The sequence below is a fragment of the Phocaeicola plebeius DSM 17135 genome (assembly GCF_000187895.1).
Taxonomy (GTDB): Bacteria; Bacteroidota; Bacteroidia; order Bacteroidales; family Bacteroidaceae; genus Phocaeicola; species Phocaeicola plebeius.
Genome location: NZ_DS990133.1, coordinates 249,210 through 273,045, shown reverse-complemented (window position 1 = coordinate 273,045; position 23,836 = coordinate 249,210). Strand labels below are relative to the sequence as shown.

The window sequence follows — 23,836 nt, the reverse complement described above, 5'->3', positions numbered from 1 at the left end:
AAAAGTAGTCTTTTTCAGTGAGCTATGGTATATAAAAAGACTGAAAAATCATATTCTTTACCATTTTGGTATATTTTTTTTCATGAAGGTATTGCGTATTCAAAAAAAATGCCTACCTTTGCACCCGAAATCGAGAAACATCGATAAGATGTCTGTCGAGAACATGTTGAAATACGGGTAAGTCCCATACGGCCAGCTCCCTTCGAATCCTCCAGGGCTTGATCGCAGCAAAGGTAGTTGGTTGTAGCGGCGCGATATGGTAAGCTTACCCACCCGCCTCTTTAGCTCAGTTGGCCAGAGCACGTGATTTGTAATCTCGGGGTCGTTGGTTCGAATCCGACAAGAGGCTCAAGAAAAGACATGATTATCGCCTCTTTAGCTCAGTTGGCCAGAGCACGTGATTTGTAATCTCGGGGTCGTTGGTTCGAATCCGACAAGAGGCTCAGAAAAGTTGGACAGTTCTGTTCAACTTTTTTTGTGTTTATAAATAAGGAAAAAGAAAAGCCGCCGGTGTTGTACGGCGGCTTTTGTACATAATGTAAAGTCTAGTTAAGCCCTTTGTATGATTTACGTGCGGCTTCTTCCCTTGTTGGAAAAGGGGGATTCTGTAAAGGAGTTATGATGTATAAACAAGCGGAAGGATGAAATTGTTCACTCATTGTATTAAAAAATATGTTTATAGAAAAAGCTTGGCAATGACTTCCCGTTTTTTTCTGTATTTTTGCACCCGAAAATCATAACAACTAAATAACATACATACAGAATGGGTGGTTTTTTCGGAACAGTCTCTAAGGCTGAATGCGTGACCGATTTATTTTACGGTACGGATTATAATTCACATTTAGGAACGAAACGCGCCGGAATGGCGACATACGCCGAAGGCGAGGGTTTCATACGTTCGATTCACAATCTGGAGAGTTCTTATTTTCGCACGAAGTTCGAGAGTGAACTTCCTAAGTTCAAGGGAAAGGCAGGAATCGGTGTCATCAGTGATACGGATCCTCAACCGATGATGATTAATTCTCATTTGGGACGTTTTGCCATTGTGACGGTAGCGAAGATTAATAACATGGATGAACTGGTGCAGGAGTTGTTGAGCAACAATATGCACTTTTCGGAGATGAGCATGGGAAAAACCAACCCTACGGAGCTGGTAGCATTGCTTATTGTACAAGGAAAGGATTTTGTGGATGGCATTGAAAATGTATTCAACAAAATCAAGGGTTCCTGCTCTATGTTGATTCTCACTGAAGATGGTATCATTGTGGCTCGTGACAAATGGGGACGTACGCCAATTATCATCGGAAAGAAGGATGGGGCATACGCTGCCACCAGCGAGTCAAGCAGTTTGCCGAACCTGGATTTTGAAATTGACAAATATGTAGGACCGGGTGAAATTCTGCGCATGCGTGCCGACGGTCTTGAACAGCTTCGCAAACCGAACGAGAAGATGCAGATCTGCTCTTTCTTGTGGGTATATTACGGTTTCCCTGTTTCTTGTTATGAAGGTAAGAACGTGGAAGAAGTTCGCTTCATGAGCGGATACAAGATGGGACAGACAGATGAGTCTGAAGTGGACTGTGCCTGCGGTATTCCTGATTCGGGAGTAGGTATGGCTTTAGGTTATGCAGAAGGTAAGGGAATTCCTTATCATCGTGCTATAGCCAAGTACACCCCGACTTGGCCCAGAAGTTTTACTCCGAGCAACCAGAGCATGCGTTCGCTGGTAGCCAAGATGAAATTGATTCCTAACCGTGCCATGTTGCAAGGCAAGCGTCTGTTGTTCTGCGATGATTCTATCGTACGTGGTACTCAACTTCGTGACAATGTGAACATTCTTTACGATTACGGAGCAAAAGAGGTACACATGCGTATTGCTTGTCCGCCGCTGATTTACGGATGTCCTTTCATTGGCTTTACATCTTCTAAGGGAGATATGGAGTTGATAACCCGTCGTATCATCAAGGAAATTGAGGGTGATGAAAATGCTAAACTCGACAAATATGCTACTACAGATTCTCCGGAATACAAGGAACTGGTAGAACGTATTCGTGCCCGTTTCGGATTGACCTCATTGAAGTTCAATACGCTGGAAACCTTGATTGAGGCTATTGGCTTGCCGAAGTGCAAGGTTTGTACACATTGCTTCGATGGTTCCAGCTGTTTCTGATTAATTTTGCTTAATAATAAAAAAAGCTGTCTCATTTTGAGACAGCTTTTTTTATATCCCGACATTAGGCTTGTTTTATTGTATAGATATATTTTCTAAAAAGTTGTATTTGTTTTTCAGGAAAAATGTATATTTGCAATGTTTTGTTCCGTATTGATTTCCGGTTAAGCGAAATCGCGGATGAAAAGGGAATCGGGTGAAAGTCCCGGACAGTCCCGCTGCTGTAAGCTCCAGTCATTTACGTTTGTCTACCCTCTGCAAGGCCACTGTCTTTTAAATAAAGATGGGAAGGCAAGACAAACGGGAGTAAGTCAGAAGACCTGCAAAACAAAGTCATGCTTGCATTCTCGAGGAAAGGATGGCAAGAACGTGCGTAATGTAGAATTACAATTAAAATTTGAATGAAAAACTTGAATGAACCGGCTATTATTGTCGGGTATCGCTTTCTTATAGCTATGTGTCTGTGGATTTGGGCCGGAGTGGGAACACTTTGTGCACAAAAAACAGATTCAGATAGTATTACGGGAAAGGTACACCAGATTCCAGATGTGACGGTGAGCGGGAAGAAAACAATGAATAAAATTTCTTCAAATGTTCCTGTGCAGCGTTTGGGGAAAGATATGATGGAAGATTTGGGTATTCAGAATATGGCAGATGCGGTAAGGCGTTTTGCGGGTACCGATGTACGTGATTATGGAGGTACGGGAGGGTTGAAAACAGTTTCCGTTCGTAATATGGGAGCAGCCCATACTGCAATTAGTTATGATGGAGTTGCCGTAAGCAATTGTCAGGCTGGACAGATAGATATAGGGCGTTTTTCTTTAGATAACGTAGAATCTTTATCGTTAAGTGTAGGTCAGAATGAAGATATGCTTCAGTCTGCCAGATTGTATGCTTCGGCAGGAGTCTTGAATATTGAGACTTCTCGTCCTGAGTTTTTGGAAGATAGAAAATGGCAACTGTTGTTTCAGGTAAAAGGAGGTTCTTTTGGTTTGGTCAATCCTTATTTTCGATATGGACAGCAGTTTGGTGAAAAGACGGTACTGTCTGTCGACGGAGATTATTTACGTTCGGATGGGCAGTATCCTTTTTTGCTGAAAAACGGAAAATATACCCAAACGGAGAAGAGAAATAATTCGGAAGTGGATTCCTGGCATACAGAATGGAATCTTATGCATGAATTTAAGGAAGATAAGAAATTGAATGTAAAGGCATATTATTATCAGTCTGAACGTGGATTACCGGGAGCCGTAATTTTGTATAATCCGGTTTCAAATGAACGCCTATGGGATAAGAATGCTTTCGTGCAAGCAAAATATCAGGATAAAATAGCTGAGAAATGGTCATTGCAGGTGTTGGCTAAGTACAATTATGCCTGGAATAAATATCAGGATAAGGGGGCACAATATGAGGGTGGAGTTTCCACAGATCATTATACCCAGCATGAATATTATGCTTCGGGAGCTGTTTTGTATCGACCGTTTCAGGGCTTTTCCGTATCATTGGCTCAAGATTTAGCAGTGAATACATTGGATAGTAATTTACCGGATTGTCCGTTCCCCACTCGTGTAACTTCTTTGACGGCCTTACATGCCCGCTATCAATTGGGCAGTGTGCAAATGGATGCTTCTTTAATAAATACGTATGTAAAAGAACATGTAGAGACCGGTGATAAACCAGAAGATTTAAAGAAATTATCCCCGTCTTTTTCTATAAATTGGAGACCTCTGAGTGAGCAGGATTTTTTCTTGCGGGCGATGTATAAAAGTACCTTCCGTACTCCTACCTTCAATGATTTATATTATTATCGATTAGGAAATCGTTCTCTTCGTCCGGAAAAAGCAAAGGAATACAATATTGGCGTAACGTGGGGAGCAAAAAAGAACTCTGTATGGGACTATTTGACATTCACAGGGGATGTGTATTTCAATCAGGTAACAGACAAGATTGTAGCTTTTCCTTCTACTTATGTATGGAGAATGGCGAATTATGGGAAAACTCATATATGGGGAGCTGATATCACTCTTTCTATGGGTATTCCTTTAGGTGAATTGTTTAAAGCACATGTATCAGGAAGTTATACATGGCAAAAGGCTGTTGATTTGACTGACCCGAATGCTAAAAATTATAAGGATCAATTGCCTTATACGCCAGAACATAATGGGAACGGTTCTGTCATCTTGGAAACGCCATGGATAAAATTAGGATATAGTTTGATTGGAGTCGGAAAAAGATATTATTTCTCACAGAATATTCCGGAGAATGAAATTGAAGGGTATGTGGAACAAACGCTAACTCTTTCTCGGCAATTTTCATTTAAGACCTGTCGTTTAAGACTACAGGCAGATTTAATTAATTTCATGAATGAGCAATATGAGGTAATAAAGTATTATCCGATGCCAGGGCGTTCATGGAAAATAACAGCTGCTATTCATTTTTAAATTTAAATATTTATGCAATTTAGAAAATTATTTTTCAGTTTGTGCTGCATGGTGACATTAGGAGCGTCACTGGTAGCTTGTAGCGAAGATGAAGAGTTATTTGATGACAGTGGTTCTAAGGTTACCCTTCCTACTCATCGGGCATTTATTCTGAATGAAGGTACCATGGGATATAACAATGCAACATTGTCTTTTTATGCACCGGATAAAGATGCCGAATTTATTAATGATATTTTTTATACTCAGAATCAGGCTAAATTAGGTGATACAGGACAGTCCATGATTGAATATAATAATGACCTTTATGCAATTATTGCAGGTTCAAGATATTTGGTTCGGATGAATACGGCTGGAGTAGAGAAACAGCGCTATACAATTCCTGAATCAGAAGGAGATCCTCGTTATTTGGCAGCTGATGACGGATATATTTATATGACGCAATATGGTGGTCAGGTGACGAAACTGGATGCAAATACCTTGAAGGTTGTTGGTACATTTAAAGGAGGAGCTAATCTGGAAGGTATTGCTGAATGCGATGGTAAATTGTACGTGGCTAATTCTTATTTGAAGAATGATGCGGGATATCAGTATCAGACAGATTTGTTTGTGATCAATGCTGCCAATATGCAGTTAGAAACTACTTTGACAGTAGACCTTAACCCGAATCAGGTATTGGAAGAAGATGGAAAGATTTTCCTGATTTCTTGGGGGAATTATGCGGATAAGGGATATTCTGCTCAGATGATAGAACCGCAAAATGGTAATAAGCAGACCTCTTTAGGAGTTGCTACTAATATGGCGGTAGGAGATGATATGGTGTATTTTGTAAATTCAGAAACAGATTACTCTAATTGGCCTGAAACAAGTACGACCAATACATTCTTCTCTTATAATATTAAGACAGCTACGGTAAATTCATCCTCTTTCCTGAAAAATGCACCTGCGGAACTGGCTACATCAAGTGTCTATATGATGAGCGTGGATGATGAGAAGGGAGATATTTATATAGGTGTGACATTCTATTCAGAAGCTAATGGTACGATGTATCGTTTTGACCGTAACGGAAACTTTGTAGAAAAGTTTGATTGTGGTGGTCAGAATCCTAAAACAATGGCTTTCATCGATTGATTTTTATGAAACAAATTTTACTATCTGCCCATATAGTAATTACAGTCTTGCTTCTCTCTGCCTGCGGCGGAGGAAGCAAGACTTCTTCCGTTCAGGAGGAAGGAGATACCCTGAAAATGAGGTATGCCACCAACTTGTCTGTGGTAAAGTTTCCTGATTATACCATGGTTTCTATTCGTAACCCATGGGATACATTGAAAATATTGCATACTTATCTGTTGACTGATAAGACTCAGCCAGTTCCGGAAAATTTGCCGGAGGGGACTGTCGTACGGATTCCGTTGGAACGGGCCGTGGTGTATTCTGTGGTGCATGGAAGTGTGCTGAAAGAATTGGGACAGGCCAAAAGTATCAGGGGAGTCTGCAATCTGGAATATTTCAAGATGCCGGAGGTACAGGACGGATGCCGGAACGGTGAAATCGTAGATTGTGGAAACGGAATGAATCCGGATATTGAGAAAATTATCGACCTTCGTCCGGATGCCATTATGCTTTCTCCGTTTGAGAACAGCGGGGGATACGGTCGGGTAGGTAAGCTGGGAGTACCCGTGATAGAATGTGCGGATTATATGGAAACCTCTCCGTTAGGGCGTGCGGAATGGTTACGTTTTTACGGATTGCTGGTAGGGCAGGAACAGCGAGGAGATTCACTTTTTGCGCATATAGAAAAAGAATATCTGACAGTAAAGAATTTGGCAGCGCAGGTTACTTCCCGTCCTACGGTATTAAGTGATTTGAAGTATGGCTCTGCATGGTATATTGCCGGAGGACAGAGTACTACAGGACGCTTGTATGCAGATGCCGGAGCAGATTATGTTTTTGCAGAATTGCCGAACAGTGGTTCTGTGCCGATGGCTTTTGAAGCCGTCTTCGACAAAGGAGAACATGCCGATTTCTGGTTGATAAAATACAATCAGCTACAAGATAAGACCTATAAGGAACTTCAGAAGGACTACTCGCTTTATACGCGTTTCAAGGCATTCCGCGAACGTCGGATTTATGGATGTAACACCTATCGGATACCTTTTTATGAAGAATCACCTTTTCATCCGGAGGTATTGTTGAAAGATATGGTAAAAATATTCCATCCCGAGTTGCTGGAAGGTTATGAACCGAAATATTTTAGTAATTTAGCGGAATGATACATTCTGATAAAAAACATTACGTAATATTCGGCACCTTGGCTCTTTTGATAGCGCTTTTAGTGGTAGCCAATTTATTTTTAGGTTCGGTAGATATTCCGGCGCAGGAAGTGCTGCGTATTTTAAGCGGAGAAGAGGCTGAAAAGGCAAGCTGGACGTTTATCGTGTGGGAATCGCGTTTTCCTCAATGCATTACGGCTTTGCTTTGTGGAGCAGCCTTGTCGGCTTCCGGACTGATGTTGCAGACGGTATTCAGCAATCCATTGGCTGATTCCTCCATTTTAGGTATCAGTTCAGGAGCCAGCCTGGGAGTCGCACTTGTGATGCTTGCCGGAGGAGGAACCATTGCCACAGGTGTGTTTACACTTTCCGGATTTTTTTCTGTCATATTAGGTGCATTTTTTGGTGCTGTAGCTGTGTTGGCTTTGGTATTGTTTTTATCCTCTTTGATAAAAAGTAATGTAATGCTGCTCATAGCCGGTATCATGATAGGCTATATTACTTCTTCACTGATTTCTTTGTTGAATTTCTTTGCTACGGCAGAAGGAGTCCACTCGTATATGGTGTGGGGAATGGGAAACTTTGGTGGAGTTTCTTTGGAGCAGCTTCCGGCCTTTTCGTTGCTGACTGTGGTCGGCTTGTTAGTAGCAGTTATGCTTATTAAGCCTTTGAATGCCTTGCTTTTGGGGCCGCGCTATGCCGAAAATCTGGGAGTGAATATTCGCCGGGTACGTAACTTCTTATTGTTGGCTACCGGATTGCTGACTGCGGTAACGACTTCATTTTGTGGCCCTATATCTTTTATCGGTCTGGCAGTTCCTCATCTGGCCCGTTTGATGCTGGGTACCTCCAACCATAATTCGCTGATGCCTGTTACGCTGCTTGCTGGAGGAGCATTGGCATTGCTGTGTAACTTGATTTGCGTCCTTCCGGGAGAGTCGGGGGTAATACCGCTGAATGCCGTAACTCCAATCTTGGGGGCGCCGGTCATCATTTATGTCATTATCAATCAACGTCGAATTCAATACTTTAACTGATGAATCAATCGGAAATAGTGGTAGAGGGTCGTAACCTGACAATCGGTTATCAGGTAGGGAAGAAGCGGACGGAAGTACATTCCGGTCTGAATTTTCAGCTTTTTCGTGGGGAGCTGACATGCCTACTGGGAGCGAATGGAGCAGGTAAATCTACCTTGCTTCGCACTTTGGCGGCTGCTCAACCGTCTTTATCTGGCGACTTGAAACTGTTGGGGCGTGATTTGTCTGCCTACTCCGAACGTGAGTTGTCAAGAACCATAGGGGTCGTATTGACAGACCGTACGCAAGCAGGAGGGTTGACAGTATATGAACTGGTCGCCTTGGGACGACAGCCTTATACAGGATTTTTCGGACGTTTGGATAAGACCGACAAGCAGTTGGTAGAACATGCACTGCAAGCCGTAGAGATAGCACATAAGGCACGATGTTATATGGCTGAACTTTCTGACGGAGAACGACAGAAAGTGATGATTGCCAAAGCGCTGGTGCAGGAATGTCCGTTGATATTGTTGGATGAACCGACCGCTTTTTTAGATGTGGTAAGCCGTATTGAAATCATGAATCTTCTGCATCGTCTGGCCATAGAGGAAAAGAGGGCTATTCTTCTGTCTACTCATGATATTGAACAGGCGTTGGTTTTGTCTGATCGTCTTTGGCTTCTTTCTTCAACAGGAGGGTTGGAATGTGGCGTGACGGAAGATCTGATATTGAACAACCGGATGGATACATTGTTTGCCAATCATGCCCGGATTAAGTTTGATTTGATGCATGGTGGCTTTTCTCCTGAGGTGTCGGGGGAGAAATCTATTGTTTTAAAGGCGAAAGATGAAGTGCTACGTCATTGGGCGCAGAATGCTTTGAACCGTCATCATTATTTTTGCCTGGATGTTTGTCTTTCTACTCAAAAGTTACCATTGTTGGATGTGCAATCTTCCAATTGTCTTCTTTATACCGATGAAAATGGACAGACCTTTTGTTATTCTACCTTTGATTCATTGCTCCGTAATATATAATTGTTAGAAAATAAGCTTATTTGAAGGATATTTGTTATTTTTGCTCGGTCTATTAGTTGGAAAAATAATAAATATATGGCAGTTGTGGTGAAAATGTCCGGTACATCTCCCGAATTATATAACTGTATAGCCCCATTGGTGATGAATCCGGAAATTATTAAGTATAATCATAATTATCCCTTTAAAACCAGTGAATCATTTATTTGGTTTGTGGCATTTTCTGCTAATCAGGTAGTCGGTTTTTTTCCTGTAGAGGTACGGAAAAAATCTTTGGTAATCAATAACTATTATGTTAGTAATGACGATGAAGATGTTTTTGTGAGCTTATTGGATGCTGTGGATAATGATTTCTTGGGAGAAGAAAGGGGCGTGGAGGCTGTTGTTCAGAAACCTCATGAATCATATTTCCGTACACACGGATTTGAAATAGAACGTGCGTGGAACTTGTATCTTAAAATGAGGAAGAAGCATGAAAACGAATGAAAAACCGAAAAATGTCTATGAACTGACACAAGAGCGTTTGGCTGTTCTTTTTAAAGAATTTGATAACATTTACGTGTCGTTTTCTGGAGGAAAGGACAGTGGTGTGCTGCTTAATTTATGTATTGATTATATACGTCGGCATCAACTGAATATTAAGCTTGGTGTCTTCTTTATGGATTATGAAGTGCAGTATGACCATACCATTGAGTTTGTTAATCGTATTTTAGAGAAGAATAAAGATATTCTTGATGTGTATCGGGTTTGCGTTCCTTTTAAAGTAAGGACGTGTACTTCCATGTATCAGCATTATTGGCGACCATGGGATGAGAAAGTACGAGATATTTGGGTACGAGAAATTCCTCAAAATGTGCTGAGGGCACAAGATTTTGATTTCTTTCATGAAAATATGTGGGACTATGAGTTCCAACTACGTTTTGCTGCCTGGCTGCATGAAAAGAAAAAGGCAGTACGTACAGCTTGTCTGGTTGGAATACGAACTCAAGAAAGCTATAACCGATGGCGTACCATTTACGGGGGCTTGAAGCAACAGCTTTATCACAATTATCAGTGGACTTCCAAGATTGCCAATGATGTGTATAATCTTTATCCCATTTATGATTGGAAAACGACTGATATCTGGACTGCAAATGGAAAATTCGGTTGGGATTACAATCGCCTGTATGACCTTTATTATTATGCAGGTGTGAGCTTGGAACGGCAGCGAGTTGCCAGTCCTTTTATTAGTGAGGCCATTGAGAGTTTACGCTTGTATAAAGCGATAGAGCCGGATACCTGGGGTCGGATGATTGGCCGTGTGAACGGAGTTAATTTTTCTGCTATCTATGGAGGTACCCATGCGATGGGATACGGTTCTATTAAATTACCGGAGGGGCATACCTGGAAGTCCTTCATGGAATTTCTGCTTTCCACACTTCCGGAGGAAACCCGAAGAGGTTATTTAAACAAGTTGCATACCAGTATTAAGTTCTGGAGAACGAAAGGTGGTTGTTTGAGTGATGAAACGATAGCAAAACTTGAAAAGCTGAATATCCCGATAACGGTAAGAAATAAAAGTAACTACAAGACGACCAAGCGTCCGGTTATGATGGAGTATTTGGATGATATTGATATTGCGGAGTTCAGGGAAATACCTACTTATAAACGTATGTGCTTGTGTATTCTTCGTAATGATTATGCATGTAAATATATGGGATTTGCCATGAACAAAGAAGAGAAAAAAATGAAAGATTATATTTTACAACAATATAAGAAGATATGGACATAGAAGAGAAAACAAGTCCGGTTTACCATGTAAAAGCCGTACCGGTGGAGAAAGTGTGTGCCAATAATTATAATCCGAATGTGGTGGCTCCCCCAGAAATGAAGTTATTGGAACTGTCAATTTGGGAAGATGGATTTACTATGCCTTGCGTATGTTATTATGACAAGGAAAATGACAAGTATATTATTGTAGATGGGTTTCATCGTTATCAGGTGCTGAAAACCTCTCAGCGAATTTATGAACGTGAGAATGGGATGTTGCCTGTAGTGGTAATTGATAAGGATTTGTCTAACCGTATGGGATCTACCATCCGTCATAATCGTGCGCGGGGGACTCATGATATTGGATTAATGACGAATATTGTGGCGGAACTGACTCAGGCTGGGATGTCGGATAAATGGATTATGAAAAATATAGGAATGGATAAAGATGAATTACTTCGTTTAAAGCAGGTTTCGGGGCTGGCATCTTTGTTTGCAGACAATGATTTTTCTATCCCCACTCCCCAGTCCATTTTACCGGAGAGTGAAGAGTAAAGTTCTTTTTAGTATATAACGTAGCCTAAGATACCACTGCATACAATCAGCAGAATCGGGTTTACCTTATATCGGTTGGAAGCAATGAAGCATCCGATAAAAAGTAGGATACTGATAATGATTTGATACGTATCTGTTCCGAAGTTTTCCCCATTCATCAGTACGAGAGCGGCAGCTGCAAGCAGACCGACTACTCCGGGACGCAGGCCATTAAATACGGCTTCTACTGCCGGATGACGTTGATATTTCAGAAAAAAACGGCTGATAAATATCATGAGTATAAACGAAGGTAGTACCACAGAGAATGTGGCCACCGTAGAGCCTAGTATGCCGACTGCGTGTGAGTAGCCGGCATTTACCATGGCCGTGTATCCCACGTAGGTCGCAGAATTAATACCAATAGGACCAGGGGTCATCTGGCTGATAGCGATGATGTCTGTAAAGTCGGATGAACTGAGCCATTCGTAACGGGTGACTACCTCTCCTTGTATCATGGAAATCATGGCGTAACCTCCCCCGAATCCGAATAAGCCTATTTTGAAAAACGTGTAGAATAATTTCAGTAATAAAAGTACCATAGTTTATTTCCTTTTAGTTATATTTCTTTTGGTAGCGTCCATAAAGGTAACCCCCTAATCCACTGAGGATGATGACATAGATAGGCGAAAAACCGAGAAGCCATATCAGTAGTGCCGAAACCACCGGAATCCAGATATTGTATCGGTTGATACGGGCCGATTTTGCCATTTTGAAGGTAGGAGCTGCAATTAAGGCTACTACTGCGGGGCGGATGCCTTTGAACACATGTTCTACAGCTTCTACATGTTGGAATTGTCTGAAAAACAGAGCAATAGCTAGGATGATGAGAAAAGAGGGAAGTATGGTACCTAGGGCCATCCAGAAAGCTCCCCAGAATCCTTTCAGTTTATAGCCGATAAAGATGGCAATGTTGACGGCAAAGATGCCTGGTACAGTTTGTGCCAGTGCCATCAAGTCTAGAAAGTCTTCCTTTTTTATCCATTTTCGTTTGTCTACCAGGTCGGCTTCTATTAAAGGAACCATGGCATATCCTCCTCCAATGGTGAATAGACCTATTCGGAAGAAGATGAAAAATGCTCTTAAATAGAAATTCATGTTATTGCGTTTAATTCTTTTTCATGTAAATACTTGGGGGTACCCCATAAAATTTTTTAAAGGTATCCGTGAAATATTTAGGGTCGGCAAAACCCATTTTGTCTGAAACCTCGGCTACCGTATAGCGCTGGCTTTTTAACATTAGGGCAGCTTCTTGCATTCTGATATTACGGATAAACTCTGCTGGAGCTATTCCCGTCAAAGCTTTAATCTTGTTGTAGAAGCTGGTACGGCTCATGTTAACTGAAGCGCACAGGGTATCTACATTGAAGTTCTTTCCTAATCCTTCTTTGACAAGTTCGGTCACTTTCTGAATAAACTCGTCGTCCAGGCTTGTGGGCAATTTCACGGCAGGAGCTTCTTCCGGTAATGCGGTTACGGCCGATTTAAATCGGTCACGTAACATCCTTCGGTTTTCTATAAGGGTATGAATGGTAGCTTTTAAAATATGTATATCAAAAGGTTTCACCAGATACTGGTCGGCTTTAATTTCCAGTCCTTCCAGAATATGCTCCTTGTCGCCGAGTGCGGTAAGAAGAATAATTGGAATATGGCTGGTTTCCATTTGTTCTTTCAGTATCTGGCACATTCTTTTGCCATCCATTATTGGCATCATGATATCAGAAAGAATTAAGTCTGGTTGCTTTTCGTGGACAAAATCAAGGGCTTCTTGTCCATTGCCAACACCCTCTACACGATAGGTGTCTGAGAGACTGTGCATAATGAACGACCTCAGAGATACATTATCTTCTACCACAAGAATGAAAGGAGCTTGTCCGTCTGTCTGTACATTGGTGAATTGTACATCTGTTATAATACTTTCCGTTGTCTTTTTTTCTATAGCTTGTGTTTTCTCCGTGGTGGCTTCTTTCTCTTCTTTTTTATACAGATAGTTTTTGCTTTTTATGGGGAAACTCAATACAAAAGTGGTCCCTACATTTTCTGTACTGCTGAATGAGATTTTACCTTCATGATTTTCAATCAGGCGATAGGTCAGCAACATGCCGATGCCACATCCAGTGGTAGTCTGGTTGGCAGTGTTGTATCCTCTGAACAAATATTTGAAGAGTTTTTTCTGGTCTTCTTTGTTCATTCCAATGCCAGTATCAGAGATGGTGAGTGTCCAGTTGTTTTTGTTGTTTTCAGCTTTTAGCGATACACTCCCTCCTTGCGGGGTATATTTCAGGGCATTAGACAACAAGTTACGTAAGATGGAATCCATTTTACTTACATCAATCCATACATTCAGGCTGTCAAACGTACTTTCGTAAGACAGTTTGATGTCTTTCTGGCGGGCAAAACTTTCAAACTGAAGCAGGTAGTTGCTTAAGTAATGGTTCAATTCGTGCTCTGTCACGATGGTTTGTGAAGAGTATAGTTCTTCTTTCTGAAAGTTAATCAGGTTATTAGCCAGTTCTGCCAGGTTCTCGGTGCTTTGCATGGCTAGTTTGATGTTTTTTTGTCCGTTTTCACTTAGGTTTTCTTTTTCCATGATTTCACTCAGGGGAGCTTTAATCATGGTCAACGGTGTACGGATATCGTGTGCGGCATGTGTAAAGAAATTGATTTTTTCTTCGGACGTTTTCCGCTCACGTTTGATAATCTGGTAACGCAGGAAGGTGTAGGCTGCTCCACTAATCAACAAAGCATATACCAGAAAGGCCCAGAAAGTCAGCCAGAAAGGGCGTTCTACCATAATCTGTATTTCTCTTTCTTCCAGTATCTGCTGGTTATCGAGCAGGATAGATCGCACTTTTAGAGTATAATTACCTGGCGATAAGTTAGTATAGCGTATGGTTCCGTTGCTGGTGGGAGGAGTCCATTGGTCGTAGAATCCTTCCAGTTTCCAACTATACAGAATACTTGATGGATTGTCGAAATTGATGGAAGACACGTCCATTGAGAATGTGTTCTGGTCGTATTTCAATTGAATGAAATTGGTTTCGTCCAGAATTTTTGTCAAAGGAGAATTCTTTTCCATCGGGTATACAGGGTGGTACATGATATTCAGGTTAGAGAATACCATGTGACTAGAAAAATTTGAAGGTAGTTCCAGGCTATCGGGCAAGATAATAACTCCCTCGTTGCTTCCAAAAATCAGCTGACCGTTTCGGGTATGTATTCCGGCAGTCGGATTAAAGTTAGCTCCTTGTAAACCTTGTTCCCGGGTCCAGTTGGTAAAAGTCTGTTCTTTCAGATTATAGAAAGACAGTCCATTTTCTGTTCCTAAAAACAAATTACCGTTTTTGTCAGGAACAATGCTATAGATATTATTGGTTTGCAAGCCGCTGTTATTGGCCATGCAGTGTGTGATTTCATTTGTTTGATTATCAATGATAAACAATCCGTTACCGTAGGTACCGACATACGTTTTTTTCAAATCGGGAGTATTGTAGATTGCATTGATACAGCCAAAGTCTTCTTTTTCCATGTAAGGATACAGTTGCTGTTTCGTTTTATCGAATACATATAATCCTTGTATGGTTCCTACCCAGAAAGAATTTTCATTTCTTTCTAAAAGATACGTGATAGGGTAGGAGCTATTGTATTCCTGTTTTTCCTGCGTACGTGTATCAAAGCTTTTCAGGCTGTAGAATCCTCCACTCCAGATAACTTCGTTTTTATCTTTTATCAGTCCGCGGATATATTTGTCCGGGGTTTCACGTGCCTGCGATTTTCCTTGCTGATGGAAAGTTGTAGTTCCGGCCTTCTTGTCTATGCGGAAGATGCCGGACATATAACCTCCGGCCAGGATAATTCCCGGTCTTATTTCGCATACGGACAAGAAGATATGATTCTCATATTGAGGAAGCTCCTTCTCTGTGCAATAGCTTTTCCACTTCTTTTCACTTATGTCATAACAGCTTATTCCGTTACAGGTGGCATACCATATATCTCCATCAGAGTCCTCCATGATGCCGTTGATACAGTCGTTCGACAAAGTGTTGCTGCTGTTCGGTGCATGTTTAAGCCATTGGTATTTAGGGTATTTTTCTGAATAGACGGTAATACCGATAGGATAAATCACGTTCCAGATACGGTTACTCTGGTCCATATAGATATCCTTGATGATACTTCCGTTCATCTTGTTAAAACTCTCATTGTCTTCTTTTAAGAAATGAGAAAGTTCCTTTTTTCTGACATCCAGTTTGTATACTCCGTCTCCATCGGTTGCAATGAACACTTCATCCAGATTTTTCCGGTTGGGTGTGATGGTGTTAACTCCAATGTCTTTCAGGTGTTTTCCGAGGTCTATTAATTCTCCACTATCTGGGGTATAGATAAACAATTTGTCGAGCAGGGCATTGATGATAAGCTTGTTTGTGGGCTTATGGTAATAAATGTAATCTATAATATTAATGGTAGAGATATTGATTCTCTGTACATTTGTCAGTTGACCTTTATTTAAGACTGCTGAATACAGAAACTGTTCAGTGGATATGAAATATTTATTTCCCTTTGCCTGTGTGATACAAGTTACTTTACCAGGGATTTTCTGACTTATTTTATGCGTCTTTTGAGTATCTCCATTATAAAGATATTGATATCCTTCTGTACAGAACCAGATATTCTTTTCATCGTCTAGATAGATGCAAGTTATCGGGCACTTTTGAGTTTCCGGGAACTGCTCATGTAAATCAAATACCAGTTGAAAAGAGTCTCTGGCTTCATTCAAGTTGAAAACCAGTCCGTCTTTCCCAATTTCCCATAACTTTTTTTCCTTGTCTGTTTTTAAAATATTCAGATTAGGGAAACAGTTGACAACCGTTCCGTTTTTAATCAGCGGATAATGTGCAAACTGCTTTCCGTTATAACGGTCAATTCCCTTGTGAGTAAGAATCCATATGTAATCGTGTTCTCCTTGTTGAATAGAGAGAACTCTTCGACTGCTAAGTCCGTCTGCGATACCGATATATTGAAATATTTGTGCCTCTGAACGTGTGTATATGACAGATAATAGAAGGCAAATGAGATAGATAAATTTCTGCATAATACTTTTGTTGGTAAGTGCAAATTTCGGAAAAAACAATCTCTTATCAAAATAATATGGGGTTTTATGTACGAACAGGAAATAAAAAAAGGCATGACCGAAAAGTCATGCCTTGATATTTTATGATAAAGTTTTTATACTTTATTTATCGCCACGGATAGCTGCGATACCCGGAAGGATTTTACCTTCGATAGCTTCGAGCAATGCACCACCACCAGTTGAGATATAAGATACCTGGTCAGCCATACCGAACTTGTTGATACAAGCTACAGAGTCACCACCACCGATCAATGAGAAAGCACCTTCTTTAGTAGCTTCAGCAATAGCTTCAGCGATTACCTTAGAACCACCAGCGAAGTTGTCCATTTCGAATACACCGGCAGGACCGTTCCACAGGATAGTCTTAGCACCCTTGATAGCAGCTTTGAATTCTTCGCGAGTCTTAGGACCTGCATCCAGACCCATCCATCCGTCAGGAATGTTCTTGTCTTCGCAAACCTGAGTATTTGCATCGTTAGCAAACTTGTCAGCAGCGATACAGTCGCAACCCAAAACCAAGTTTACACCTTTAGCTTTAGCCTTAGCCATGATTTCCAAAGCCAGATCCAGTTTGTCATCTTCTACCAATGAGTTACCGATCTTACCACCCTGAGCTTTAGCGAAAGTAAATGCCATACCACCGCAAAGAATCAAGTTGTCTACTTTGTCCATCAAGTTTTCGATGATACCGATCTTAGTAGAAACTTTAGAACCACCCATGATAGCAGTGAACGGACGTTTGATGTCTTTCAATACGTTGTCAACAGCCTGTACTTCTTTTTCCATCAAGTAGCCCAACATCTTGTGGTCTGCATCGAAGTAGTCAGCGATAACAGCTGTAGAAGCGTGTTTACGGTGAGCAGTACCGAATGCGTCCATTACGTAGCAGTCAGCGTAAGAAGCCAAAGTCTTAGCGAATTCTTTCTGAGAAGCCTTCATAGCTTTCTTAGCGTCTTCGTAAGCAGGATCTTCTTTTTCAATGCCTACAGGCTTACCTTCTTCTTCCGGATAGAAACGGAGGTTTTCAAGCAGCAATACTTCACCCGGTTTCAAAGCAGCAGCAGCGTCCTGAGCTTTAGCACAGTCAGGAGCAAACTGAACCGGAGTACCCAGAGCAGCAGCTACAGCGTCTACAATCTGGCTCAAAGAATATTTAGCGTTTACTTTGCCTTTTGGTTTACCCATGTGTGACATGATAATCAAAGCACCACCGTCTGCCAAGATTTTTTTCAAAGTAGGCAGTGCACCACGGATACGAGTATCGTCTGTAATTTTACCTTCTTCGTTCAAAGGTACATTGAAGTCCACACGAACGATTGCCTTTTTGCCGGCAAAGTTGAATTTGTCAATAGTCATCATAATCTCTAATATTTTTTGTTTAAAGTTGTTTGTAATCTTGCTTTGAGTTGCAGCGCAAAGTTAAAAAAAAAATGTGACGAAGTTCAATCTCTTTCATCTAAATTCATTGAAGTGTGTTATTTTCTATTAAAAACAGAAACTTGTAATTGTTAGATCTGATTGACTGACTGATATTTAATGAATAAGTTTGTTTTTATAGGCAAAGACCACAATTTCAATGGCTGATTTGCAATCTAGTTTGCTTTTTATCCGATCTTTGTAGGTTTCTACTGTGTTGCGGTCTATATTCAGTTCATTGGCTATTTCTTTGCTGGTATATCCATTGGCTAATAGCTGGATTACCTCCAGTTCCCTGTCGGTCAATTCATATGGTTTCCGCTTTTTCACATTTTCTTCTCCTCCAAAAGCTTTGATAATGTCATTATAAGAAATTGTATTACCAAAGTAGAAACCTTTGCCTTGTACAACAGTTTGTATGGCACAAATCAGTTCCTCCGCTTGTGTGTCTTTAGCCAAGTATCCGTTCAGTTGCATTTTTAATGACTGGATGATATAGTGTATGTCTTTATAATGAGAAAGGATGATGATAGGCATGTCAGGAAATGTAGTCTTGATAAAATGGGCAAGGTCCAGTCCGTCGGTTTCTTCTTCTAGGCTGATATCAAGAATTGCCAAATCGTATTTTTCTTTTCGTAGCAGTTGCTTAGCTTCTCCAGCCGTTTGTGCCGTAGCTGTTACAGTTAGGTTATCTGAATGCTTAAGAATGCTTTTCATTCCTTCCAAATGTATTTCAGAATCGTCTACAATGAATATTTTTATCATCTTCTTATGGTTTTATGTAATGTAAATGTAAATATACTGCCTTTTCCTTGGATACTTTTTACTTGAATGCTTTCTCCTAGTCGGTTTATGAATTCTTTGACAATAAGTAATCCTAATCCAGTTCCTTCTTCTTTTTCTGTACCTAAAGAAGAAACTTTTGTTCCGATTTGAAAAAGTTTTTCGGTCCGTTCGGCCGACATGCCTACTCCGTTGTCTTTAATGCTAATATGCCAGTAGTCTTTTTCTTCTTGGACCGATATCTGGATACATCCTTTGCGGTAAGAGTATTTTATGGCATTGGCTATCAGATTTCTTAAAATAGTAGATAGCATATTTTTATCTGTATATACAGTCACTGCCTGGGTTGGAGCTGCAATTATTAGTTCTTTTTTTTGAATGTCAGGGTTTAAAAGTTGTACTACAGCTTCTATTTCATCTGTTAGATTTGTTTGTCGGAAGACTGGCTTGATGATTTCTTTTTGGGACAGTACCCATAGCTGGAGATTATCGAGTAGTTTTTTTCCTTGGCGTGAAGTTTTAGAAATCATACGTATTTTCTGAAGTTTTTCTTCTTCATTCAGGCTATTATAGTCTTCGAGTAAGATAGTAGATAAAACATTTACACTGTTTAGCGGACTTTTCAAGTCGTGCGATACAATGTTAAAAAACTTATTTTTATTTTCCATTATCTGATATAGTTTATTGGTTCTTTCTTTAACCAATGTTTCCAGTTGCTCATTTTCTTTTCTAAGGTGTCTTTCCCTGAATCTGATAAAGCTCCATCCTCCCAATATACTGCTGACAATAAATATTGTGAGGAACCACCAGGAGTAATACCAGGGGGGTGCAATTTGAATAGAGACTTTGAGGGGTAAATTGCTCCACTCTCCATAGGCATTTGTAGTCTCTATTTCTAGATAATACTGTCCAAAGGGTATATTGGTATATTTGGCCGTAAGCAGGGGAGGTATTGTGTAATTCCATTTTTCTTCAAAAGGCACCAGTTTGTATCGGTATTTCAAGTGTGTGCTGTAAGCATAGTCGGCAGCTGCGAAACCGATGGTAAATGAATTTTGGTCGTCTTCTAAGAAAAGTTGTTTTTTCTTGTTCAGATCAGTAGAAAATGGTGAACTGTTTACTTCTATATCTGTAATCATTATTGGCGAAGCAGAAAGAGGTAAACTTAATTGTTGGGGGCTGAAAAGACTGAATCCATTATTCCCGCCAATGACAATGTTACCGTTTGTTAGTGAGCAGATTGCTCTTGATAAGTTATTGTCGGTTAGACCGTGGTAGTCATGAAATTTACGCAGAATATTACCGTTTGCATCGGATAATAATAATCCCTTGTTGGTGGTAATCCATAAATGTTGTTGTGAATCTTCTTGTATGCCTTTTACCTGAAGCTCTTCTGTCTGCGAAATGCGTTGGAATGGTTTGCATCCTCCGTTGTATTTCACCAATCCTTGATGTGTTCCTATCCAGATATTGCCGTTCTGACTGCAAAAGATACATTCTACGTAATTATCAGGCAGACTATAGGGATTCCATGATTGATGATAATAGTGGGTAAGAGTATCTGCTTCGATAGAGAGTACATTGATGCCTTTTTCGGTAGTTCCTATCCAAATGTTTCCTTGGTTGTCTTCGGTTATGCAACTAGTGAGCCGGGAGGTCAGGCAGTCATTGCCGGGTTGTGTCATGTCTGTAAAACGTCCGTTTACCGGATTGAGCAGACAAAGTCCTTGATAGGTTGCTATCCAAAGTTTATGGTCTGGACCTTTTGATATGGCACAGACATTATTGTCAATGAGACTGTATGGGTCGAGGGGATGGTGCTCAAAGATTTCGATTTTACCATTTCCCAGTTTGGCCAGTCCGTCATTGGTGGCAATCCAGCATGTAGTGGAATCGGATATATATATGTCTCTGATTTCTGTGCCAGGTAGCCCTTGGGAATCATACATTGAAAAAGGAATATAATTTTGAATTTTCCCTTTCTGGAAAATGTACAATCCTTTACTTCCCCCAACGTACAATTTGTCATTTTCTGTCTCTCGTAAAAGGTTAACCGTTTGATTTTCAGGTAATAATTTTTCCCATGTGTGCCGTGGAGTTTGTTTCCATAGGTTTTTTGATGTACCTGCCAATAGTTCGTGGTTTAACGTTTGTAGTATGACTTTTACTTCTTCATTTTCTGATAGGTTGATGTTCTGTGGTAAGGGTTTGTAAGTGTGTTTTAGGAGATCTACCTGCATAAATCCTTTATCGCAATAGAGAATAAGAAGTTGTTTGTTGGCCGAGAGTGTCCAAGCAAAAGATGTATTTCCAGGCATGGAAAGAATCTGATGCACAGAATTGTCTGTAAGATTCATATACATGATTCTTTGTGCATTGGCCATATAAAGCCGGTTATAGCCATCCGGCAGTATGTACTCGCATCCAAATTCATTTGGAAGCGAGAATATTTTTGCTTTGCTGTATTGGTAATATCCTTTTATTATATCAAGGTTAGTATAATTGTCTGGGAAGTGTTCTCCGAATTTGTAAAAACGTTTCTTTTGGTTGTCATAATATCCGAAGTAGGTACTTTTCCCATTAAAGATGTAGCGGTCAGAGTTTTTATCATAGAATATCTGTTCAATTTTTCCTTGTGGGAAACAGGGCACATTATTGGGAAAATAATGTTTGAACTCAAATTTACCTGTTTTACGATTGAACAGATTCAGTCCGAAACATTCCCATGTGATGCACCAGAAACGCCCCTTCCGGTCTTCGAGAAAACCATTATACCAGTTAGCTCCAAACGGGTTTCCTAGCCATAAGCGTGGGTAATGATAATCTGGCTTCTTGCTCCATAAGGCATAACGTTTCCATTGTCGGTTTTGTGGATTGTATACATTGAATCCTACATGATTCCATAACCCGACATAAATCAAGCCTTTATTGTCTTGGTAGAGTGCTGATACATGATTTTCATCTGGATATCGGAAGTGTAAATCTGCGTTTTTGTATGCTTGGAAATTATCAGCCAGATTTTCTGACAAAGCATGTTGTTCATTATAGATTGCTTCGTGTCTGATATATTGCCTGATGATTTCTTTTTCACGCTGGAAAGTGTGGTAATCAATGTCTTTTGTCATCAGCCGATAATTAAAATGCTCAATTTGTTTCTTTTCGAAGTCAAAAACATAGCTTCCGTCATCTTGGGTTCCTACCCACAAATGTCGGTTTTTGTCTTCCATCAAGGCAGTGACCTTATACCCTGTGTAAGTGTGAAATAAATTATTTTGTGGTGCATATAAATTGATTCCGTTTTCAGTTCCAATCCATACACATCCGTCGTTTGATGTATACAGGCAGAGAATCTGGTTGGAAGAAAGGGAGTAGGGGATATCAGGATGAGAAGTCAGTAGCTCGATTTTGTCTTGTGGATAATGCCATCTGAGTAGTCCTCCGTATCCTCCTATCCAGATGAAGCCTTTTTTGTCAGTAACTGCGCAAGTCGCTTCAAAAGGGATGGAGCGATAGTGTATGAATTTATGTTGTGAGAAATCATATTTCTGGACAGAACCAAATGAGGAGGAAAATAAGCTGCCATCTGGGGCTTTTACGTAAAAAGCCGATTCAAGCGGCATACCTTTATCCGACCACGTAGGAACCGGGGTGAATTGATAAGATTTTTTTGAAAATAAGAAACCGTGCAGGGCGCGTCCTCCTATCCATAGATTTTGAAGAGAGTCCTCGTATATCTGCCAGTAAAAATGATTTCCTTCGTTTGTTCCAGGGCTGTGTTTGAAATGCTGCCATTTGTTGTCTTTAAGGCAATATTGTGTTAAGTAACCTTGTGCAGTTTCTATCCATAAATTATCTTCTTTGTCAACATGGATAGCTCTGATAAAGTTATTTTTCAATCCGTTTTGTGTGGTATATTGCTGAAAATGATTGTGAATTCTGTCATAGCGGTTAAGTCCATTTTGTGTACCTATCCATAAATTGCCATATCGGTCTTCGGCGAGGGATGTGACAACATTATTTGATAGGCTGTTTTTGTTGTGGGATGAGTGTGTATAGTTTACGAAATGGATGCCATCGAATCGGGAAAGTCCGTTTTCTGTAGCGAACCACATAAATCCATATTGGTCTTGTAAAATATCTAAGACTTTGTCGGAAGGCAATCCATCTTGTGTGGAATACCGGATAAAACGAAAATTGTCAGCTATAGGTAAGGATGCATTGTAAGCTTGAAGTGGCACAAAGGTACATAAGGTGAGTATAAGTATCCTCATCCAAATTCTGACTATTGTCCAAATTCTGGATGAATGTAGAAAAAACTCGTTTGAGTTTTTGGTAGGATGCATATTTACCTTTGTTTTAAGTCGTTAATAATTAAACAAATATAGAAAAATCTTCTCTCTTTTTTTGAACGGGGAAAGAAAAAAATATATTTTTCGTAAAGATAGGTTAATGTAGTAGATTTATTGTCGTTATAAATCGAAGATATGTGTAAAAAAAATTACTACATGGGTTGTAGAAATGTATTTGGGGATAATTAAAATGCAGGTCCGTAAATGGGAAAAAGTTAGGTCTTTTTTTAGGCTTCTCATAAGAGAGCCCTAGGTTTCCCGTTGCAGAACCATAGGTTTTTCGTTCGTGAAACGTACATTTTCCGGGTGGGAAACGTAGAAAAGTTTTTGTGATAATGAAAAAAAGGATGAGGTGATAGAAGAACAAGGTATTTTATGTGAGACTGTTTGGCCACTTGCCTGAACCGTTGTTGAATGACCGGTTCAGGAAGTGGCTTTAGTTCAGTTTCTGCAACTTATATCGTTTGTCAGAAAATTATGTGCAGAAGGCTTTCGGTTTTTCATAGCAGCACTTAATCGAGTACATATTTTTTACCGCATTTTTTACAAACGTGGCAAGGATAAAATTCTTTTACACTTCCCCGTCCATTCCCATTTTGCTGTGGAGTGCATCCGGTACATTTTTCACGTGTCTTTCCGATATAAAGCCATCCGTTTTTACAGTTAAGTGGACAGCGTACCCAGTTAAAGCATGTGGTATAACTTAAAAATAAATCTCCACCACATGTACATTTGCCATCTGACTCTGTGATAACGTTATTACAGTTACATTCTGATTCCTCTTTGGCATGTTTTGTTTCGAGGTGGTTGCTTGAAAATGATAAAAATACCATTGAACCGAATAGAGCAAAGGTTAAGATAAAAATCTTTTTCATGTTTGAATATGTTTTAG

At 40.2% G+C, this 23,836-nt stretch carries 16 protein-coding genes, 2 tRNA genes and 1 riboswitch; of the genes, 11 read left to right on the top strand and 7 right to left on the bottom strand.

What is annotated here, in order from left to right; translation table 11 throughout:
• The first annotated feature begins 275 nt into the window (after window positions 1-275).
• The 11 genes from BACPLE_RS13970 (at window position 276) to BACPLE_RS13915 (ending at window position 11,232) form a co-directional block, all read left to right on the top strand.
• Window positions 276-349, top strand: a tRNA-Thr gene (locus tag BACPLE_RS13970).
• A 20-nt stretch (window positions 350-369) separates the two neighbouring features.
• Window positions 370-443: transfer RNA gene (locus BACPLE_RS13965), tRNA-Thr, on the top strand.
• Between the two features lie 320 nt (window positions 444-763).
• Window positions 764-2,170, top strand: a complete 1,407-nt coding sequence (locus BACPLE_RS13960; protein ID WP_007563075.1) for an amidophosphoribosyltransferase — start codon at window positions 764-766, stop codon at window positions 2,168-2,170.
• Window positions 2,171-2,298: 128 nt separating this feature from the next.
• Window positions 2,299-2,512, top strand: a riboswitch (cobalamin riboswitch).
• Between the two features lie 59 nt (window positions 2,513-2,571).
• A complete protein-coding gene (locus BACPLE_RS13950) occupies window positions 2,572-4,611 on the top strand; it encodes a TonB-dependent receptor plug domain-containing protein (RefSeq protein ID WP_007563074.1) in 2,040 nt (679 codons plus the stop codon).
• A gap of 12 nt (window positions 4,612-4,623) precedes the next feature.
• On the top strand, window positions 4,624-5,739 hold the full coding sequence (locus BACPLE_RS13945; RefSeq protein ID WP_040313236.1) for a DUF5074 domain-containing protein: 1,116 nt from the start codon (window positions 4,624-4,626) through the stop codon (window positions 5,737-5,739).
• A gap of 5 nt (window positions 5,740-5,744) precedes the next feature.
• Window positions 5,745-6,881, top strand: coding sequence for an ABC transporter substrate-binding protein (locus BACPLE_RS13940; protein WP_007563069.1), 1,137 nt, complete (start codon window positions 5,745-5,747; stop codon window positions 6,879-6,881).
• Complete coding sequence (locus BACPLE_RS13935) at window positions 6,878-7,918, top strand: iron ABC transporter permease (RefSeq protein ID WP_007563067.1); 1,041 nt, start codon at window positions 6,878-6,880, stop codon at window positions 7,916-7,918. Before BACPLE_RS13940 ends, BACPLE_RS13935 begins: the two co-directional genes overlap by 4 nt.
• Window positions 7,918-8,931 (top strand): ABC transporter ATP-binding protein, encoded by a 1,014-nt coding sequence (locus tag BACPLE_RS13930; protein WP_007563066.1) that lies wholly within the window; start codon window positions 7,918-7,920, stop codon window positions 8,929-8,931. Before BACPLE_RS13935 ends, BACPLE_RS13930 begins: the two co-directional genes overlap by 1 nt.
• A 75-nt stretch (window positions 8,932-9,006) precedes the next feature.
• On the top strand, window positions 9,007-9,414 hold the full coding sequence (locus tag BACPLE_RS13925; protein ID WP_007563064.1) for a hypothetical protein: 408 nt from the start codon (window positions 9,007-9,009) through the stop codon (window positions 9,412-9,414).
• On the top strand, window positions 9,401-10,699 hold the full coding sequence (locus BACPLE_RS13920) for a DUF3440 domain-containing protein (protein WP_007563062.1): 1,299 nt from the start codon (window positions 9,401-9,403) through the stop codon (window positions 10,697-10,699). Before BACPLE_RS13925 ends, BACPLE_RS13920 begins: the two co-directional genes overlap by 14 nt.
• The gene (locus tag BACPLE_RS13915) at window positions 10,690-11,232 is read left to right on the top strand and encodes an IbrB-like domain-containing protein (RefSeq protein ID WP_007563060.1); all 543 of its coding nucleotides are present in this window, start codon (window positions 10,690-10,692) and stop codon (window positions 11,230-11,232) included. Before BACPLE_RS13920 ends, BACPLE_RS13915 begins: the two co-directional genes overlap by 10 nt.
• Before the next feature lie 8 nt (window positions 11,233-11,240).
• Here BACPLE_RS13915 and BACPLE_RS13910 read toward each other — a convergent pair whose 3' ends face one another.
• The 7 genes from BACPLE_RS13910 to BACPLE_RS13880 form a co-directional block, all read right to left on the bottom strand.
• Window positions 11,241-11,810 carry a chromate transporter gene (locus tag BACPLE_RS13910; protein ID WP_007563058.1) on the bottom strand — a complete coding sequence of 190 codons (570 nt, stop codon included), beginning with the start codon at window positions 11,808-11,810 and terminating at the stop codon, window positions 11,241-11,243.
• 13 nt (window positions 11,811-11,823) lie between these two features.
• Window positions 11,824-12,366, bottom strand: coding sequence for a chromate transporter (locus BACPLE_RS13905; RefSeq protein WP_007563056.1), 543 nt, complete (start codon window positions 12,364-12,366; stop codon window positions 11,824-11,826).
• A 10-nt stretch (window positions 12,367-12,376) separates the two neighbouring features.
• The gene (locus BACPLE_RS13900) at window positions 12,377-16,357 is read right to left on the bottom strand and encodes a hybrid sensor histidine kinase/response regulator transcription factor (RefSeq protein WP_007563054.1); all 3,981 of its coding nucleotides are present in this window, start codon (window positions 16,355-16,357) and stop codon (window positions 12,377-12,379) included.
• Between the two features lie 141 nt (window positions 16,358-16,498).
• The gene (locus tag BACPLE_RS13895) at window positions 16,499-17,755 is read right to left on the bottom strand and encodes a phosphoglycerate kinase (protein ID WP_007563052.1); all 1,257 of its coding nucleotides are present in this window, start codon (window positions 17,753-17,755) and stop codon (window positions 16,499-16,501) included.
• Window positions 17,756-17,929: 174 nt separating this feature from the next.
• A complete protein-coding gene (locus BACPLE_RS13890; RefSeq protein ID WP_007563050.1) occupies window positions 17,930-18,577 on the bottom strand; it encodes a response regulator transcription factor in 648 nt (215 codons plus the stop codon).
• A complete protein-coding gene (locus BACPLE_RS13885; RefSeq protein ID WP_040313234.1) occupies window positions 18,574-22,938 on the bottom strand; it encodes a sensor histidine kinase in 4,365 nt (1,454 codons plus the stop codon). The genes BACPLE_RS13890 and BACPLE_RS13885 overlap by 4 nt, the downstream gene beginning before the upstream one ends.
• Window positions 22,939-23,456: 518 nt before the next feature.
• Window positions 23,457-23,819, bottom strand: a complete 363-nt coding sequence (locus tag BACPLE_RS13880; protein WP_007563046.1) for a hypothetical protein — start codon at window positions 23,817-23,819, stop codon at window positions 23,457-23,459.
• Between the last annotated feature and the right edge of the window lie 17 nt (window positions 23,820-23,836).

Bases quoted from the DNA above. Each gene is read 5' to 3' on its own strand.
- BACPLE_RS13890 (WP_007563050.1), bottom strand. From the start codon at position 18,577: ATGATAAAAATATTCATTGTAGACGATTCTGAAATACATTTGGAAGGA.
- BACPLE_RS13950 (WP_007563074.1), top strand. From the start codon at position 2,572: ATGAAAAACTTGAATGAACCGGCTATTATTGTCGGGTATCGCTTTCTT.
- BACPLE_RS13940 (WP_007563069.1), top strand. From the start codon at position 5,745: ATGAAACAAATTTTACTATCTGCCCATATAGTAATTACAGTCTTGCTT.
- BACPLE_RS13925 (WP_007563064.1), top strand. From the start codon at position 9,007: ATGGCAGTTGTGGTGAAAATGTCCGGTACATCTCCCGAATTATATAAC.
- BACPLE_RS13910 (WP_007563058.1), bottom strand. From the start codon at position 11,810: ATGGTACTTTTATTACTGAAATTATTCTACACGTTTTTCAAAATAGGC.
- BACPLE_RS13880 (WP_007563046.1), bottom strand. From the start codon at position 23,819: ATGAAAAAGATTTTTATCTTAACCTTTGCTCTATTCGGTTCAATGGTA.
- BACPLE_RS13945 (WP_040313236.1), top strand. From the start codon at position 4,624: ATGCAATTTAGAAAATTATTTTTCAGTTTGTGCTGCATGGTGACATTA.
- BACPLE_RS13930 (WP_007563066.1), top strand. From the start codon at position 7,918: ATGAATCAATCGGAAATAGTGGTAGAGGGTCGTAACCTGACAATCGGT.
- BACPLE_RS13960 (WP_007563075.1), top strand. From the start codon at position 764: ATGGGTGGTTTTTTCGGAACAGTCTCTAAGGCTGAATGCGTGACCGAT.
- BACPLE_RS13900 (WP_007563054.1), bottom strand. From the start codon at position 16,357: ATGCAGAAATTTATCTATCTCATTTGCCTTCTATTATCTGTCATATAC.
- BACPLE_RS13885 (WP_040313234.1), bottom strand. From the start codon at position 22,938: ATGCATCCTACCAAAAACTCAAACGAGTTTTTTCTACATTCATCCAGA.
- BACPLE_RS13935 (WP_007563067.1), top strand. From the start codon at position 6,878: ATGATACATTCTGATAAAAAACATTACGTAATATTCGGCACCTTGGCT.
- BACPLE_RS13920 (WP_007563062.1), top strand. From the start codon at position 9,401: ATGAAAACGAATGAAAAACCGAAAAATGTCTATGAACTGACACAAGAG.
- BACPLE_RS13905 (WP_007563056.1), bottom strand. From the start codon at position 12,366: ATGAATTTCTATTTAAGAGCATTTTTCATCTTCTTCCGAATAGGTCTA.
- BACPLE_RS13915 (WP_007563060.1), top strand. From the start codon at position 10,690: ATGGACATAGAAGAGAAAACAAGTCCGGTTTACCATGTAAAAGCCGTA.
- BACPLE_RS13895 (WP_007563052.1), bottom strand. From the start codon at position 17,755: ATGATGACTATTGACAAATTCAACTTTGCCGGCAAAAAGGCAATCGTT.